This window comes from Bifidobacterium actinocoloniiforme DSM 22766 (assembly GCF_001263395.1).
Taxonomy (GTDB): Bacteria; Actinomycetota; Actinomycetes; order Actinomycetales; family Bifidobacteriaceae; genus Bombiscardovia; species Bombiscardovia actinocoloniiformis.
Window position 1 is genome coordinate 1,319,487 of sequence record NZ_CP011786.1, and the last position, 17,192, is coordinate 1,336,678.

Here is a 17,192-nt window from a genome sequence, read left to right on the forward strand (position 1 = left end):
CTGGCATATCTACGGACCGCATCAGAGGGATGCCCCCGCTCAAGCTGCTCGACAGGTCCCGGAAGAGGCCGCTGGGAGCGCTCATGCCCATGCCGGCAATAGCCCCCTCCGATTAATACGGAGTACGGGAAAGCCAACGGCACCCGGAGCCCCAAAACCCCACGGACCGTTAATCTGGATGACCAGCCCTGTCGCTACCTCAGAAAATCCCAGGAGCCTTCGCGGCGGGCGCGCTTGCCTGCGGAAAGAATCAGCCCATGGTATCCCTGCATCTCAGGCAAGGTGTACTCGTCCACGTTGATGAACTCCCGTTCGTGTCCGCAAGCGCCCTCGTAGCTGCCCCAATTCGGATACCCAACAGCCGCTAGAAGCCGCCGGGAATAGAGGTCCCAGATAAAGCACTTCTGCCCGAAGGCGTAGAGACGGATCACGTCAGCGGTCTCAGGTCCGACTCCAGTCACCGTCAGCAGGCTGTCGCGCAGACCAGGGTCCACGCTGGGCTCCACGTCCGCCGCATCGGTTGCCCGCCCCAGCAGCCACTGGGCGAGCGCTATGCAGGTGCGCGCCTTCGCCGTCATGAAGCCACTCGGGTTGATCAGCGTCTTGACCCGCTCGTACTCAGCTTCCGCCATGGCGGCGGGATGCAGGAGCCCAGCCTGGCGCAAGGCGTCCAAGGATTTGCCCACGTTCTCCCAGGCCGTGTGCTGGACCAGCACCGCGCCCATCATCATCTCGAAGCTGGTCTCGGCCGGCCACCAATCCATCCGGCCGAATGTGCGCTGCAGAGCCTGATAGAGCTCGCGGGAGGTCGGTGGTGCGGGCGAGCCCGCGGCGAGAGTCGTCTCAAATCGTTGCTTGTCCATACTCCGTTAGTAGCGCATTACACCCCCTAGGTCAATTCCCGCGCTCCTCGCCAATCACCCGCACAGTACAGCATCCACAACCACAGTGCGGCCACCGCCGCAGCATTCCCCGCTATGGGTATCGGTCCATTCCACTAAGGCATCCCTGGGCAGACGAACCTCCCGCTTCCTCTCACCTGCAACCGAAGCATGGGGCAAGTCCTGGGAAAAGTGGACGGCGAATCTTTACATGGGGCGGTTGGGGAACTACTCTCACAAGTATGACCGAGACATTGCGGACCTGCCCGCTGGGCGTGGACATAGAGATATGTCGCATTGACCTGAGCAGCGCCTATCGGTTCCGGCTAAGGGAGCTCGGCTTCCGCGAGCACGAGCGGGTCAGGGTCATTCAGAAAGCCAATTTCGGAGGTCGCGTCATCGCCCACGGCTCGGAACGCATCGCCTTGGACGGGGCTACTGCCAAGCACATCGTCGTGAAAGTAAGCTGAGGCAGACAGACCGATCCAGGTTCAAGAGGGAAGGATCACTATGGCTGATGACCTCGCTAAGGAGGCCAAGCGGCCGAGCGTAGCGACGCAGGAGACGCTGGAATCGCGGGAAATGGAAATGGGGACGCATGAGGCCCACGCCGGCGGCCACCATCACCGCCGGGGCCTGGCGGTCCTGCTGCCCATGCCCCATCACCATATGCACCCGTCCCAGAATCGGCCCTCCATCGTCTTCGTCGGCAACCCGAACGTCGGCAAGTCCACCCTTTTCAACGCGATTCTGGGAACATCGGCCTCGGTCATGAACGCGCCGGGGACGACGGTCCTGGTTGAACGCGGCCAGCTCAACCGAGGCGGAACCAGCTGGGACTTCATCGACACCCCAGGCACAGCCTCCCTGGACGCGCTCAGCCCCGACGAGCAAGTGGCTTCGGAGGCGGCTATGGGCCGGGCCGGCAACCCGGAACCAGATGTCATCGTCGCCGTCTTCGACGCCACCTCCCCCTCCAAGTCCCTCTACCTGCTCAGCCAGCTGCTTGACTTGGGCCGACCAATCGTAGCGGCGGTGACCATGCTGGATTTGGCAGCCAAGCAGGGCTCGTCAATCAGTGTGGACGCGCTCAGCCGCCAGGTGCCTGGCTTGGATTTCATTGCGGTGGACGGGCGCACCGGCCACGGCAAGGAGGACCTGCTGGAGGCCATCGGGGCCCGTATCGCCGCCGGTGAGCAAGAGGATTCGTCTGGTTCCCTCCAGCTGCTCTCGCCAGCGACCGACCTGTCAGCTCCCGGGCGCGAAGCCAGCCAGGAGGAAGTCTCCGCCTGGGTGCGCGCCACCGCCGACCAGCGCTTTGATTGGACGGCTCGCGTGCTGACGGATTTGAATCCTGCGCATCCGGATGCCACTGGGCCTGAACCCACCTTCTCCGACCGCCTGGACAGGGTCCTCCTGCACCCGGTGGCCGGCATCGTCATCTTCCTAGCCGTCATGTACCTGGTGTTCGAGGCCACAACCGTGGTAGCAGCCCCCATCAACGACTGGTTCGACGTGACCGTGCGCGGCTGGGCCACGAGCGCGATCGACTGGGTCTTCTCCGCTTTGTCCGGGCCCGGCTCCCTGGACTCCTGGCCCCATTCGCTGCTGGTGGATGGGCTTTTGGACGGCTGCATCACCGTCCTGACCTTCATAGCGCCGATGGGCATCATCTTCATCGTCCTCTCCCTGCTGGAGGACTCCGGTTACCTGGCCCGCGCCGCCTTCGTGATGGACAAAGCCATGCGCTCAATCGGACTGGACGGACGCGCCTTCCTACCGTTGGTGGTCGGTTTCGGCTGCAATCTGCCAGCCCTGGCCTCCACCCGCACCCTGCCTGACTCCCGCCAGCGCCTGATGACCGGCCTGCTGATTCCGTTCACCTCCTGCTCAGCCCGGCTGAGCGTCTACATCGTGCTGGCTTACGCCTTCTTCGGGCGCTACGCGGGCTTGGCCATCTTCCTGATGTACGTGTCTTCGATCCTGATCATCCTGGGCGTGGGCCTTCTGCTGCGCAAGACGCAGTTCAGCGATTTAAGGACCCAGCCGTTCGCTATCGGCCTGCCCCCCTACCAGATGCCCCGCCTGATCCAACTTGGCAAATCGGTGGCGCTGCGCCTGTGGGCCTTCCTGACCGGGGCCAGCTCAATCATCATCACGATGATCGTCATCATGTGGTTCCTGTCCGCCATCCCCGTTTCGGCAGGCGCGGCCGGCGCTAACTCCTTCGGCCATGTGGACGACGTGCACGACTCCCTCTACGGGGCGGTCGCCACCTCGGTGGCCCCGGTCTTCAAACCGGCGGGCTTCGACGACTGGCACGCTTCCGCGGCGCTGATCACAGGGTTCGTGGCCAAGGAGGTAGTGGTCGGCTCCATGTCGCAGTCCTATCAAATCCACTCTTCTGATGACGCCTCCGACCAGGAGCAGGGCACCGGCACCTTGGGCCAGGCGGTGCGCGAGTCCTTCGAGGCTTCCAGTCATGGGCATGGCTCGGCAGCGGCGGCGGCCTTCATGCTCTTCGTCCTGGCCTACACGCCCTGCCTGGCCACGGTGGCGGAGATGCGCCGCCAGTACGGGGGCAGAATCGCGGCCCAATCCGTAGCTGCCGGTCTCATCATCGCCTACATTCTGGCCGTCATCGTCTTCCAAGTCGGGCGGTTCTTATGAGCGCCGGGCCTGGGTTCAGGAAAACCAGCCCCAGCGGTGCGTCCAAGCCGGGCGAACCCGGTGTAGGCGGCGACATGCAAGCCCCAATCGCCGAGCGAATCATCAACGCCCTGACAGCCGGGCAGCCTCCCCAAACCGTGGCGCGGAAAGTAGGGGTCCCCCTCGATTTCGTCTCACTGGTCACCGAGCAGGCCCGTCGCTCAGGCCGCCTGAACTACTACGAGCTCGCCGCCGGGAACTGTGGCTCCGGCCCGGGCTGCGACCCAGACCCGGATTCCCTGGTCTGCGCCTCCTGCCCCATCCTGCCAGCCGCAGTGCGCCGCCAGCAGTCCCCGTGGGCCCGCCTGCGCGCCCGCATTCGCCAATCCCCCTCAGAAGACCGATGACCCTTGCCGGCTTTTGAATCCCACCCGTCCCAGGCAGAGACAAGACCGACTGGATGAAACCCTGAGTAACGCTAGATTTCTCTCGTCCAGCGGAATTGACTCAAATGGCAGGATGGGCGATCAGGTCGCGTTCAATCCAAGCCATGATTAGGGCAGCTAGACGGTCCACCTCCTGATCGGTCAGCTCGCGCCCTTTGGGCACGTGGTGCCAGCGCTCGATGCAGCCCCGGCAGCAGGTGGCCGTAGCGTGTTGGGCCGTAAAGACCGGATGCCCGCGGTAGGGGGTCTGCTTGCCATCCTTCAAAGGGTTGGCGGCGCCTACGCGCTGACGGAGCATCTCGTGGGCATGCCGGTCTATCGTGGCTTTCCCTTTCGCCCTGGCATAGGCGCGGTCCTTGGCGGTAAGCGAAAAGGAGGCGCGGAACTCGGACGTTCCCAGCCGTCTGAGCATCTCCTGGACCCATTCCTGGCCCGCGTACTCACCTGTGCTTTCACCTGGCTCGCCGCTGTGACCCATCACGTCCATCCTCTCCTCGCCTCGGCATCCGCCTTCTAATATAGGACGGCTACATGGCCGAACGATGCAGCTTTTCCCGTAAGGCACGGCACGGTAAGCCTACGGGGAGTAGTGTGGAGGGTAGGAAGTGTTAGTGATTTGGCCCCGCTCCTAATTACTCTCAGGCAGGCGAGGCTTTGAAGAGGAAGAGGCTATATGAACGCACGCAACATGACGGTCGCGCAGATGGTTGAGGCTTTCCTGGAGCCTGACGCTCCGGTGCAGGTGAGGGCCTTCGATGGCTCGCGCTTTGGCTCCGACGACGCTCCCCTCCACTTGGATATCAAGAGTTCTCGCGCCATGTACTACATCGCGGAGAACCCGAACGACCTGGGGCTGGCCCGCGCTTACCTCCAGGGCGATTTGGATTCCCCTGAGCTCCTGCCCGGCAACCCTTACGAGGTTTTCAAGCAACTGACCGGCCTTAAGTCCTACCTGCGCAAGCCCGGCAAGGTCGAGCTGGCCCGCATCGCCGCGGCTGTCTTCTCCCACGGCGTGCACGTGCCTGATCCGCCGACCATCGAAGGCCCTTCCCTTTCGACGCGCCTGCGCGAAGGCATCCGCCCCCACACCCGCAAGGGCGACGCGGCCACCGTCAGCTACCATTATGACCAGTCCAATGACTTCTACAGGCTCTTCCTGGGCCCCTCGATGACGTACACTTGCGCGGTTTTCGACACCCCGGAGACCTCTTTGGAAGACGCCCAGGCCCACAAGCTCAACATGGTGCTCGACAAGATGAACCTGAAGAAGGGCGACCGTCTGCTCGACATCGGTTGCGGTTGGGGTTCCATGGAGATAGCCGCCGCAAAGCGTGGCATTAACGTAATTGGCGTCACCTTGGCCGATGAGCAGGTTGAGTGGGGCCAGGAGTGGATCAAGCGCGAGGGCTTGGAAGACTTGGCGGAAATCCGTCTGATGGACTACCGCGATGTGCCGGAGTCCGGTTTCGACGGCATATGCTCAATCGGTATGATGGAGCATGTGGGCTTCAAACAGTACCCGGCCTACTTCCATGAGATGATGGAAAAGCTGCGCCCTGGCGGCATCTTGCTCAACCACCAGATCACGCGGACGAATTCGCACGACGGTAAGCGCGCTGGCAGCTTCATTGACCGTTACATCTTCCCTGATGGCGAGCTCGCCAGCCCAGCCGAGATCGAGATGACCATCCAAGACAATGGCTTTGAGGTCATCACCCAAGAGAACTTGCGCCAGAACTACGCCATCACGCTCAAGCACTGGACCGAGAACCTCCAAGCCCAGTGGGAACAGGCGAAATCAATGGTGGGCGAGCCCAAGGCACGTCTCTGGGGCCTGTACATGGCTGGTTCCCGCCTGAACTTCGAAATCAACACGATTCAGGTCCACCAGTTCCAGTGCATCAAGCCCGATCCAGACACCGGCACTAGCACCTACCCGCTGCGCCCCTGGTGGACGCGGTAGCCAGCAGCCAGCCCGAAACGCAAAGCCCCGCACTTGGTGCGGGGCTTTCCTCGTTCAGGCTCGCATGCCATGAGACGCTACTGTCTGGACTCGCGCCTTACCCGGGCCTGTCTGGCATGACGAAGCCCTCCGCTTGGAGGGCTTCGATTAGGTAATGCTAGCGGCGGGATTGGGCCGCGTAAAGGCGTAATGGGCCGGCTGCTATAAGCAGGAGGATGGTCATCGAAGCCAAAGCTTGGACATTGCTGCCGGTCGCCGCCAAGCGACCTGTGACCTGGGGGGCGGACGATGAGGAGGATGCGTTCGCGGCAGCAGGGGGAGCGTCTCTGACCTGCACCTTCGGCCGGATCGTCACACGGTAGGGGTCCGAGCTAACGCCCGTATGGTCAGGTAGTTGCACGACGACTGGATCGCCTGAGGCAATCTTGCCTGTTGGGCCCGAGACAACCTGCACCAGCCAATACGTGCTGTACCTATCTAAGTTGAAGGCTGCCGGAGAACCACCGTTCACCTTGTTCTGCGACCGGTCGTAAGTGGCCCCTTGCAGCCATACGCCGTTAGAGGCCGAGGAACCGACGGTGATTTGGCCCTGGCCATCGGTGGTGCCGAGGTAAATGGTGCTTTTGCCGCCCGTCTTATCCACGGTATCAGAGAACTTCTCCATCACCTTATCGGTGACGGCCTTGTTCGCAGCTGTACCTTGACCGTTGGATGTTTGATCATCAACGATGCGCTGCATGACGGAATAGTCCAGTTTTGTGGCGCTGAATATGTAGCCTGCGCCGACCGGCTTTGCTCCAGCTGGCAGTAGTTGATTGATGTTGCGGGGATCTCCAATGCCAGTGCCCGTGCCGTTCTCTGCCACTTGGAGGGTCAATGCAGCGTCACTGTGAGGCTGGCCGCTATCAGCCCTGGCCTGCGTAGGGGCAACCCCTATCGCAATAGCTATCAACAGCAGGAAGGACAATAGCCCTACCCCAACTGCCGACGATAATCTCTTCAGCCTCATGTTGAATACTCCCCGTCAAAAGCTATTCATCGGTTCCGGATTCTTACTCAAGTGTCTCTTCTCTTACACCGGAAGCCGTTTGGTAACCCACCGCTCTCTCCTTCAGTGGGTCCCAAGCCCCCTGCCCTAATAGGCAGAAGCCTCGGGAAGCGGACCCTCGCGAGTCCAAAAGCCATACTGTCGAGGTGGGGCTCCGCCCGCCCGTCAAGGCGGACGGAGCCCCACTGCATGATCACTGCTGGTTACAAGGCAGTGATTGAATCTGATTCAATGAATCAGATGTGACGACCAACAGAGGCGTTCTTGCGGTTGCGGGCAACCAGCACACCACCCATGATGGCCAGGCCGATAATCAGGAGCAGGATGATGCCCTTGCCACCGGTCAGAGGCAGGCTGATGGGCGCACCGGACTCACCACTCTTCCAGTTCATCATACCCTTGGTGATCTGGTCACCGTTAGCATCCTTAATGTTAGGGCTAATGGAGACATTGTGAGCAGCAGGGTCATATGAGCCGAAGTTCAGCTTGGACATGTTAGGGTGCAGACCACTGGGGAACGCAGCGATAGCATCCGAGACACTGGCCTTGGACACGACATCACCAAAGTCGACGATGTTGAACTTTGTAGAAGCCTGCTGATAGTTCGCCGGGGCCGCGATCTCAACGAGTTTGAACTGGCCCTGGTCGCTAGAAACACCCACCGGCAGCTTGATGCCAGTGAATGTGACGACACCCTGGTTGTTCGAAGTAGCGGTAATCATCGGGTTAGCCGATTGTCCATCCGCACCAAAAGTACCGTCTTGCAGCAGGAAAGTACCCGTATCATCGTTCTTCTGCAGAGCGAACTTGGCTCCAGCAAGACCGGTGCCATCCGTCTTCACCTTTGCAAACTGGAAACCGGCGGAAGGCATGGACGCGTCAGCTTGACTGCCAGGGTTCTGCCTACTGTCGTTGTAGGTATCGGTAGCGACAGAGTTGGACAGACGGCCGGCCAGGGAACCATCGCCAGCACCGTTCGGAGTCACCGTGGACCTGATGGTAATCACAAAGCGAGGGTCGTTCACGGTACCGGTCACACCGCTAAGCGAAGAATTCGAGGCCTTCTTGAAGTGGAATACGAGGTACTGCGAGGAACCGTCATCCGTGAACATCTCGTCCGTGCTATTAATACGGGTGGGAGGAGTCGACAGCTTTTCCATCGTGTAATCGCTATCACTCATCAAGCCTCGGGTATGGTCGCTCGTACCATCGTTATAAGTGAACACTACAGAAACGTTGCTAGCAGTGTCAGTGTCAACGCTCAAGGCGCTGGAAACACGATCAACAACCCTCAGGTACTCGCCGGTGTTTCCAGCAGATTGGATGTAATTCCAGTAGATGTTGTTATCGTTGTTGACCGGGCTAGCTGTACTGATGTTGTTGTTAATCTGCCAAGTGACCGTATTACCGGCAACAGCGGCTTCGCTCCCAGGAACGTAATCAGAGCCATTGACCTTGGTAATCGACTTCGAAACCTGCTGGGTGTTAACGTTCTTCGGGAAGATGTGCAGGTGATGGATGTAACCCGTCATGGTCTGCTGGGTACCATTCACGGTGTACTTACCGGTGGTCATGTAAGGCAGGGAGAAGACGGTTGTCTCGGCAGGTGTGTAATGATTCAGGCTTACGGGATGAGCAACCTCGGACAGCTCATAGTAGTGCGTGCCAGTTGCTTCGAGCGGCAGGACATCAGCGCTGGTAGCCGGGGCGCTGCCTTGACCCTGAGCCCAAGCCTTCCAGCTTGCGGCGTCAACAGGATCTGTGGCCGGTGCCTTCATCCAGATACCGACAGCTGGATTACCGCTGGCCAGGTTGGCAATCTTACCGTTTGCGTCAGTAACACCGGCCCAGGTTTTGCCATCTACATAGTTGTAGTTTTTATTAGCGCCACCGTTAGGGTTCATATCACTCGGGTTATGCGAACCGGTAGCCACAATCTCACGCAGCTTGAACACAACGCCAACTCCCACAGCGGTACCAGGCTTGGCGTCCAAGGACGAACCAGTGGCGGCATTACCCGCGGCGTTAGCCAGGTACTTGGTCAGAGTGACCTTGTCATGCTCGCCTGCAGCTGGGTCAACCGAAGTGGAGAACTCGTCATCAGCCGAAATGGTGTCAGGGTCAGCAGCGTGGGCACCAGGCGCGGCAACCAGGAAAGCCGCCGCGGTGGTGAGCACCGCCACTAGGAGGCCAAGCAGTCTTGCAGCAAGACTACGGCTCCCAGTCTTATCGTTTTGAATACGCATTGAATGCGCTCCTTTTCTCTTACCTTATCTATAGTGCAGGTCCAACCGATAGTTCCCCATCTTTCACCGCCACGATGCAAGATTGCAGTCAGTGCCGGTTAGACCCCGCGCAAGTTTGATTATACGCATAGCCTAGGCAAAAGGGCAAATAAAAAGAGCCACAGGAAGCCTACTGCTGTAATGGGTTTGTAACTACGCTCCTGTGATTACCCGCAGCCTGGCACGCCTGGACGCCGTCAAATGCAACTCACGAATTCAAGCCTTCGCCGCTCCGCGATGCTTCCAGAGGCATGCGCCGCCGAAAACCAGCAGCCAAATCAGGCCGCAGACGGCGGACGCTCGCGTGTCCTGCGCCAGGAAGAGCGAAGCGTAGACGAACACGAAGAAGGCGATGGCCAGCGAGCCAGTCCACCGGTAGGCCGGCATGAGGAAACCATCCGCCACGAAGTCAGCTGAAGCGCGGTAGCGGCGGTGGGTCACGATCAGCAAGACATAGATGAAAATAATCACCGCGGAGGACGCTGAGGCGAACAGGACGAACGCGGACGAGAATCCCGGCAGCGAGCGCAGGACGGGTGACAAGAGGATGAGCAAGCCGGACACCAGGATGGCCCTAGCCGGCACATGGCCCCGCTTGGAGATGACGGCCAAGGAGCGCATGGCAGGGTTCTCAGCCGAGCCGGCCAGTTGGAAGAGGTTGCGGCCGGCCGAATAGAGCAGGGAGTTCAAGGCCGAGGCCGCGGCCGTTATCACGACGAAGAAGACCAGCGCGGCCGCCCAGTCCAGCCCGGCGTATCGGAAGACCATCACGAAGGGGGAGGCGAACGTCCCGTCCGACTTGGGCTTGAAGGTGCGCCAGGGGACGATGAGCATGATGGCGACCAAAGCGCCCACATAGAAGATCAGCACGCGCACAATAATCTCGTTGATGGCCTTAGGCAGGACCTTGCGCGGATTCTGGGTCTCCGAGACCGTGACGCCAACGAATTCGATCATCTCGTAGGCGAAGAAGACCATTTGGAAGCTCATGAAGAAGGAGAGCCATCCATTCGGTGCCAAGGAGAAACCGTTCAGGATATTGTCAATGCCCGCGTGGCCAGCCGGGGAGGCGGGCTCGGAACCGGACATGTGGATTTCCGGATAATGGAAGCCTATGATCACCATGACCACGGCGGTGGCGATCATGCCCACAATCAGTGTGATTTTAATCATCGAGAACCAGAACTCGGCCTCGCCGAACACGCGCACCGCAATCAGGTTGATGGCCACCATGGCCAGCAGGAAGGCCAGCTCAATCAGGAAGCGCCAGGAGGACAGGTCGATGCCGAACGTGTTGAAGAACGTGACGAAATAGGTGCCTACGGCGGTCAGCTCGGACATGCCTATGAGAATCAGCACGATCCAGTAGGACCAGCCAGCGAAGGAGCCCCAGCCCGGGCCCAGGTAGCGCGAAATGAACGCGATGAAAGTGTGCTGGTCGGGGTCGGCGTACATCAGCTCGCCAATCGCCCGCATCAGCAGGAACATGATGAGGCCTACTGCTATATAAACGAAAATGATCGATGGACCGGTCAGAGCGATTGACTTGCCCGAGCCAAGGAAGAGGCCGGTGCCAATTGTGCCGCCGATGGCGATGAACTGCACGTGACGCTTGCTCAAGCCACGCTCCATCTGGTTGCCTGCACCAGGCCGCTGACCGGCGCCATCCGTGGATTCGGCCGCAGCCTGCCAGGAGGCCGAGGTCTGCTGATTGTCTTCGTCTGAATTTCGCATAGGACACCTATCGTAACTCCCCATCTGGGACGAGCGGTAGGGGCATCCATCCAGCGAGACGGAGAGCGCGGGCCGGCGCGGGCCTGGCTAGACTGGCGGATGGACTTTCCTAAGCCAGGGCCCACAAGGTTTGGCGGGCGGACAGCGTCAAGCGGGCGACGGGACGGCGAACAACGCCTCGCGCGGCCGGTGTAAGCGAGCAGTGACCATGAACCGAAAGCAGGAAGCGCGAGCGCGATGAACAAGCAGGATGCCCCGAATCATCAGAACACTGCGGGGCCGATAACAGCACAGGCAGCGACAGGGGCGGAAGGAAAGAGGGCCAGCGGTGCTCTGCAACGCACCCTCAAAAACCGCCATATCCAGCTGATTTCGCTCGGAGGGGCCATCGGCACTGGCCTCTTTTACGGGTCCAGCGAGTCGATCAAACTGGCCGGGCCGGCGATTCTGCTGGCGTATCTGATTGGTGGGGCGGCCATTTTCATGATTGTGCGGGCCCTGAGCGAAATGAGCGTGGAAGACGCCCAAGCCGGCGCTTTCTCCTACTACGCGAGTCGCTACTGGTCCAAGCGCGCGGGCTTCGTCTCCGGCTGGAACTACTGGCTCAACTACATTCTGGTTTCCATGGTGGAGCTGGCCGTGGTGGGTTCCTTCGTCAGCTACTGGTTCCCCGCGATTCCAGCCTGGGTTTCGGCCGCCGTCTTCCTGCTGGTGATCACCGCGGCCAATCTGATGGGGGTGGCCCGCTTCGGCGAATTCGAATTCTGGTTCGCGACCATCAAGATAGTAGCGATTATCGCGATGATCATAGGCGGCGCTGCGGTAGTCATCATGGCCCTGCCTACCACGGGCGGTATGCGCGCTTCCTTCTCCAACTGGTTCAACGACGGCGGGTTCTTCCCCACCGGGCTGCTGCGACGCGGGCCCGGCGGGCAGTGGACCGGGCTGCTCATGGCCCTGACCATGGTCATGTTCAGCTTCGGAGGCACTGAGCTGATTGGCATCACCGCCGGGGAGACCGCTGATCCGCGCAAGACCATACCGCGCGCCACCAACGACATCATCTGGCGAATCCTGGTCTTCTATATCGCCGCCCTGGGCGTCATCATGGCCGTCGTGCCCTGGCGCTCGATCGGTCAGCCGGATGCGCGGGGAGTGGTGACTAGCCCGTTCGTGCAGATTTTCGATTCGGTCGGCGTGCACGCGGCCGCAGGCATCCTCAATTTCGTCTGCCTGACTGCAGTGATGAGCGTGTACAACTCCGCCCTCTACTCCAACTCCCGTATGCTCTACTCCTTGGCCCAGCAAGGCAATGCGCCCAGCTACCTGGCCCGGGTCTCGCGCGGGGGCGTGCCCTACGCGGGAGTGCTCACCTCGGCCGCGATCACCGCTCTAGCGGTTCTCGTAGTCTTCCTCTGGCCGCGATTCGCCTTCAACTATCTGATGAGCGTGGCCACGATCGCCACCTTAATCAACTGGACCATCATCATGATCACCGAAATGAAGTTCCGCAAGGCCGTGGCCGCTGGACGCGGGCCTGGGGCGCTGGCCGGCAGAACCGGCCAACCGGCCCTGAACGCTATCGCCTTCAAACTCCCCTGGCCGCGCGTGACCCCCTGGGTCCTCCTGGCTTTCATGGCCCTGGTCGTAGCGCTGATGTGCTTCTCTCCGTCCTACCGCGTCGCCGTCATCATCGGCCCCATCTGGCTGGCCGCCCTGGTGGCCGCCTACCAGCTCACCATGCGGAGGAAGCGCTAGGCGGTCTTTCGTTCCACCACCCATATCCTGCTATGTGAAAACCGCTCGTACGTCGGCTTGTAGCCAGGGCGGCAGGCGTTAACAGCCACATTGAGGTATCCGGCGGCCGCACCTTCTAATCCCCGGTCGCACGGACCGTGGATTGGGGGGGGGAGCGACTGGGAACCAACCTCATAGGGAAAGACAAGCGCCCCTAGGAATCCCTGCCTGCTCGGATTGGTTTCAAAGACGCTGTCCTGCCCCGAATCCCGCGACGGAAGAGGCCAGCCCAGGATTTTCGGGGGTTTTAAGGATCGGAACGGGTGAAAACGGGAGTGGGAAAGCCCTTCGCCCGCTTATTGGCGGAAGGACGTAACACACTAGCGGCAAGGATGCGGTATAGTGTAGGGCACATTACAAGTCACAGAAGAGGTCGCTGAGCTCATCAGTAGCCAGGTGGAGGCGTTGCGGCGCCGGTGAAACCTGGCGAAAGGGTGGTCAGCCGAAACGTCCAGGAGCCGCTGAGCCTGGGGGTTGGGACTGGGTTCAACAAATCCAGGACTGTCGCAGCGGATGCGCTGCGGAGCGCTATGGACGGTTCATGCGTTAGCCTCAGTCGACGGTTGCCCGGAGGCTTCGCGCCCCCAGCACTACGGCTGCGGTTTTCGTCGTTTTCACGCTCCTTCTTACGTATTGCAAGGAGGATGACTCATGGCCCAACAGGAAGCATCGGGCAATTCAAGCGGAACTGCCGGCTCGTCGGGGGTGCAGCGCAATTTGAAGGCGCGCCATGTCTCGATGATCGCCCTGGGCGGGTGCATCGGCACCGGCCTGTTCATGACATCCGGGTCCACCATCGCCAAAGCAGGCCCCGGCGGCGGTCTGGTGGCCTACGCGGCCATGGGCATCATGGTCTACGCCCTGATGACCAGCCTGGGCGAGCTGGCCACCCACCTGCCGGTCTCCGGCTCCTTCGCCACCTACAACGCCCGCTACGTGGACCCGGCCCTAGGCTTCGCCATGGGCTGGAACTACTGGTTTAACTGGGCGATTACGGTGGCGGTGGACATCTCGACCGCAGCCCTCCTGATCCAATACTGGCTGCCCAATACGCCAGGTTGGATTTGGAGCCTGCTGGTCCTGGTCATAGTCTTCACCATCAACGCGCTGACGGTCTCGGCCTTCGGGGAGACCGAGTTCTGGCTCTCGCTCATCAAGGTCCTGACCGTCATCGTCTTCCTGGTCGTCGGCTTCGCTATGATCTTCGGCATCATGTTCCACCCCGCCGTGGGCCTGCGGAACTTCACCTACAAGGGCGGGCCCTTCGTGGGCGGCTTCCCGGCCATCCTCTCCGTCTTCCTCATCGCGGGCTTCTCCTTCCAAGGCACCGAGCTAGTGGGCGTGACGGCCGGCGAGTCGGACAACCCGAGCAAGGCCGTGCCCAAGGCCATCAACGAGGTGTTCTGGAGGATCCTCCTCTTCTACATCCTCTCCATCTTCGTCATCGCCGCCCTGATCCCCTACACCTCCCCCAACCTGCTGAGCGCGGCCGACGGCGATATCGCCATGTCGCCCTTCACTCTCGTCTTCCAGCGGGCGGGCCTGGCCAGCGCGGCTTCAGTCATGAACGCGATCGTGCTCACCTCGGTGCTCTCCGCAGCCAACTCAGGCTCCTACGCCTCCACCCGCATGCTCTACGCCCTGGCCAGGGACCACTACGCGCCCCAAATATTCGCGCGCACCACCAAGCGCGGCATCCCGATGGCCTCGCTGATCGCCACTACAATCGTGGCCCTGGCCACCTTCGCCACCTCGATCTTCGGCCAGCAGGTCTACATGTGGCTGGTGGCCGCCTCGGGCCTGACCGGGTTCATCGCCTGGCTCGGCATCGCCATCAGCCACTTCCGCTTCCGCCGGGCCTTCGTGCTCCAGGGGCACAAGGTCTCCGAGCTCAAGTATCACGCCAAGCTCTTCCCCCTGGGCCCTATCTTGGCCCTGGTCCTGTGCCTGGTCGTGATCGCCGGGCAGAACATCGAAGCCTTCATCCAGTGGAATTGGCAGGAAATCGGCGTGACATACATATCGGTCCCGCTCGTGCTCATCCTCTTCTTCGGATATAAGATTAAGCACCATACCAAGCTGATTCCCTTGAAAGACATCGACGTATCAGCGGCACAGACAGGTGTGGAAGAGCATGAAGCAGCAGAGCAGGTCCAGGGCTAAAGCAAGCGACGACCCCCAGGGCGGGGCGGGCGCAGGGGGCGGCAACGCCGTGCAACGCTCCCTGCGCACCCGCCACATCTCGATGATCGCCTTGGGCGGGTGCATCGGCACCGGCCTGTTCATGACATCCGGGTCCACCATCGCCAAAGCAGGCCCCGGCGGCGGTCTGGTGGCCTACGCGGCCATGGGCATCATGGTCTACTTCCTGATGACCAGCCTGGGCGAGCTGGCCACGTACATGCCGGTTTCCGGCTCCTTCGCCTCGTACTCCGCCCGGTTCGTGGACCCGGCCCTAGGCTTCGCCATGGGCTGGGATTACTGGCTGAATTGGACCATCTCCGGGGCGGTGGACATCTCGACCGCAGCCCTCCTGATCCAATACTGGCTGCCTAACACACCGGGTTGGATTTGGAGCCTACTGGTCCTGGTCATAGTCTTCCTGATCAACGCGCTCGCGGTCTCGGCCTTCGGGGAGACCGAGTTCTGGCTCTCGCTCATCAAGGTGGCAACGATCATCGTCTTCCTGGTGATCGGCTTCGCCATGATCTTCGGCATCATGTTCCACCCGGCCGAAGGCCTGCGGAACTTCACCTATAAGGATGCGCCGTTCGTGGGCGGGCTGCCGGCCATCATGTCGGTCTTCCTGATCGCGGGCTACTCCTTCCAGGGCACCGAAGTGGTGGGCGTGACCGCTGGAGAGTCCAAGGACCCAAGCAAGGCCGTGCCCAAGGCCATCAACGAGGTGTTCTGGAGGATCCTGCTCTTTTACATTCTCTCCATCTTCGTCATCGCCGCCCTGATCCCCTACACCTCCCCCAACCTGCTGGGCGCTTCGGACGCGAATATCGCCATGTCGCCCTTCACCCTGGTTTTCCAACGGGCCGGGCTGGCGGGGGCTGCCTCGGTCATGAACGCGGTGGTCCTGACCTCGATTCTCTCCGCGGTCAACACCGGCGCCTACGCCTCCTCGCGTATGCTCTACGCCCTGGCCCAGGACCACTACGCGCCTAAGATCTTCGCCCACACCACCAAGCACGGCATCCCGATGGCCGCACTGATCGCAACGGTATGCATGTCGCTAGCTACCTTCACCACTTCGATTTTCGGCCAGTCCTTCTACCTGTGGCTGGTGACCGCGACCGGGCTGACCGGTTTCATCGCCTGGATTGGCATAGCCCTGAGCCACTTGCGCTTCCGCCGGGCCTTCAAACTCCAGGGGCATGACGTGAGCGAGCTCAAGTACCACTCCAGGCTCTACCCTCTGGGCCCTCTCCTGGCGATGGCGCTCTGCCTGATCGTCATCGCCGGACAGGACATCCCCTCCATGGCAAGTCTGAACTGGTCACACATGGCCATGACCTACTTCAGCGTGGTCCTGGTCCTGGTGCTCTACCTGGGCTACAAGTTCATCAACCACACCAAGATCGTCAAGCTCAAGGACATGGACGTCTCCGGGACCGACGTAATCCCCGGACATCGAAATCAGACAACCGATATACCGGTGTGACTCATTCAGTAACCATGTGGATGTAACGGTAGGCTGTCGATTCAGATATTGCTAGCTGTTTAGCAACCCGCGCAACAGAACCCTTGATGTTGAAACAACCTCGATCATTAAGCCGTTTCATCACATCGAGGCGTCGCTCTGTACCCAGCTGATCCACACGTAACCCGGTCTCAACACAGACCCCATCAATCACCTGGGAAACGATATCTCCAACTGAGGCAACCAGGTTCTCCTCCTGTTGATGGATATTATCATAGTCAGCAGAGGGAAAGTACATCTCTTTGAGCTGCCCTACCATATGCTCAACGGCCACGAGCGGGGTGCGATCACTGTTAATACACAAGGCGCCGACTATCCTTCCTTGCCGTCTGAGCAGGCAGGTTGACGAGACTAAGGGGTTCTTGTTGGTGGACGACTTTCCTCTGTACCCCACCATGTAGTCCTTTCCTCCTTGTGCCCCGTCCCGAAGCAACCGCAACAGGAAATCAGTGGCTGGAGACCCCACACTCCTTGAAGAAACATGACCGTTTGCAATAGCAATGATTGAATTTTTCACGTTAGATGCATCGTGTAGAACCACCTCAGTCCTCGGACCCAACACTTCACCCAGGAAATCCACCAAAGGAAAGAACTGTCGAAGGTAGGCTGCATCATCCGCCGCCTCGGAATCTTTACCAGGGAAGGAAGCTTCTTGAGTCATAACTCTAACCTCTCCATGT

General features: G+C 60.6%; 13 protein-coding genes and 1 riboswitch. Of the genes, 7 read left to right on the plus strand and 6 right to left on the minus strand.

Annotation, left to right across the window (positions count from 1 at the left end):
• Positions 1-194: 194 nt before the first annotated feature.
• Positions 195-863 carry an endonuclease III domain-containing protein gene (locus AB656_RS05470; RefSeq protein ID WP_051905401.1) on the minus strand — a complete coding sequence of 223 codons (669 nt, stop codon included), beginning with the start codon at positions 861-863 and terminating at the stop codon, positions 195-197.
• 260 nt (positions 864-1,123) lie between these two features.
• On the opposite strand from AB656_RS05470, the gene AB656_RS05475 reads away from it, so the two are divergent.
• From AB656_RS05475 to AB656_RS05485, 3 genes are all read left to right on the plus strand, one after another.
• Positions 1,124-1,351, plus strand: coding sequence for a FeoA family protein (locus AB656_RS05475; RefSeq protein ID WP_081924921.1), 228 nt, complete (start codon positions 1,124-1,126; stop codon positions 1,349-1,351).
• A 184-nt stretch (positions 1,352-1,535) separates the two neighbouring features.
• Positions 1,536-3,551, plus strand: coding sequence for a ferrous iron transport protein B (gene feoB, locus AB656_RS05480; protein ID WP_236681927.1), 2,016 nt, complete (start codon positions 1,536-1,538; stop codon positions 3,549-3,551).
• Positions 3,548-3,937 (plus strand): hypothetical protein, encoded by a 390-nt coding sequence (locus AB656_RS05485; RefSeq protein WP_152593109.1) that lies wholly within the window; start codon positions 3,548-3,550, stop codon positions 3,935-3,937. Before feoB ends, AB656_RS05485 begins: the two co-directional genes overlap by 4 nt.
• A gap of 100 nt (positions 3,938-4,037) precedes the next feature.
• On the opposite strand, the gene AB656_RS05490 is transcribed toward AB656_RS05485, so the two are convergent.
• Positions 4,038-4,388, minus strand: coding sequence for a DUF4186 domain-containing protein (locus AB656_RS05490; protein ID WP_414630304.1), 351 nt, complete (start codon positions 4,386-4,388; stop codon positions 4,038-4,040).
• A 261-nt stretch (positions 4,389-4,649) separates the two neighbouring features.
• On the opposite strand from AB656_RS05490, the gene AB656_RS05495 reads away from it, so the two are divergent.
• Complete coding sequence (locus tag AB656_RS05495) at positions 4,650-5,939, plus strand: class I SAM-dependent methyltransferase (RefSeq protein ID WP_033503953.1); 1,290 nt, start codon at positions 4,650-4,652, stop codon at positions 5,937-5,939.
• Positions 5,940-6,096: 157 nt separating this feature from the next.
• Here the strand turns inward: AB656_RS05495 and AB656_RS05500 are convergent, their stop codons facing one another.
• From AB656_RS05500 to AB656_RS05510, 3 genes are all read right to left on the minus strand, one after another.
• Positions 6,097-6,804 (minus strand): hypothetical protein, encoded by a 708-nt coding sequence (locus AB656_RS05500; RefSeq protein ID WP_033503952.1) that lies wholly within the window; start codon positions 6,802-6,804, stop codon positions 6,097-6,099.
• Between the two features lie 419 nt (positions 6,805-7,223).
• Positions 7,224-9,233 (minus strand): SpaA isopeptide-forming pilin-related protein, encoded by a 2,010-nt coding sequence (locus AB656_RS05505; protein WP_081924922.1) that lies wholly within the window; start codon positions 9,231-9,233, stop codon positions 7,224-7,226.
• 255 nt (positions 9,234-9,488) lie between these two features.
• Positions 9,489-11,006 (minus strand): amino acid permease, encoded by a 1,518-nt coding sequence (locus AB656_RS05510; protein ID WP_033503950.1) that lies wholly within the window; start codon positions 11,004-11,006, stop codon positions 9,489-9,491.
• Positions 11,007-11,243: 237 nt separating this feature from the next.
• Here AB656_RS05510 and AB656_RS05515 point away from each other — a divergent pair, with 237 nt between their 5' ends.
• The 3 genes from AB656_RS05515 (at position 11,244) to AB656_RS05525 (ending at position 16,473) form a co-directional block, all read left to right on the plus strand.
• A complete protein-coding gene (locus tag AB656_RS05515) occupies positions 11,244-12,764 on the plus strand; it encodes an amino acid permease (protein WP_081924924.1) in 1,521 nt (506 codons plus the stop codon).
• Between the two features lie 398 nt (positions 12,765-13,162).
• Positions 13,163-13,342: riboswitch (Lysine riboswitch) on the plus strand.
• Positions 13,343-13,454: 112 nt separating this feature from the next.
• Positions 13,455-14,966, plus strand: coding sequence for an amino acid permease (locus tag AB656_RS05520; protein ID WP_034983467.1), 1,512 nt, complete (start codon positions 13,455-13,457; stop codon positions 14,964-14,966).
• Complete coding sequence (locus tag AB656_RS05525) at positions 14,938-16,473, plus strand: amino acid permease (RefSeq protein WP_081924925.1); 1,536 nt, start codon at positions 14,938-14,940, stop codon at positions 16,471-16,473. Before AB656_RS05520 ends, AB656_RS05525 begins: the two co-directional genes overlap by 29 nt.
• A gap of 1 nt (position 16,474) precedes the next feature.
• Here AB656_RS05525 and AB656_RS07690 read toward each other — a convergent pair whose 3' ends face one another.
• Positions 16,475-17,173 (minus strand): helix-turn-helix transcriptional regulator, encoded by a 699-nt coding sequence (locus AB656_RS07690; protein WP_033504937.1) that lies wholly within the window; start codon positions 17,171-17,173, stop codon positions 16,475-16,477.
• Positions 17,174-17,192: the final 19 nt, after the last annotated feature.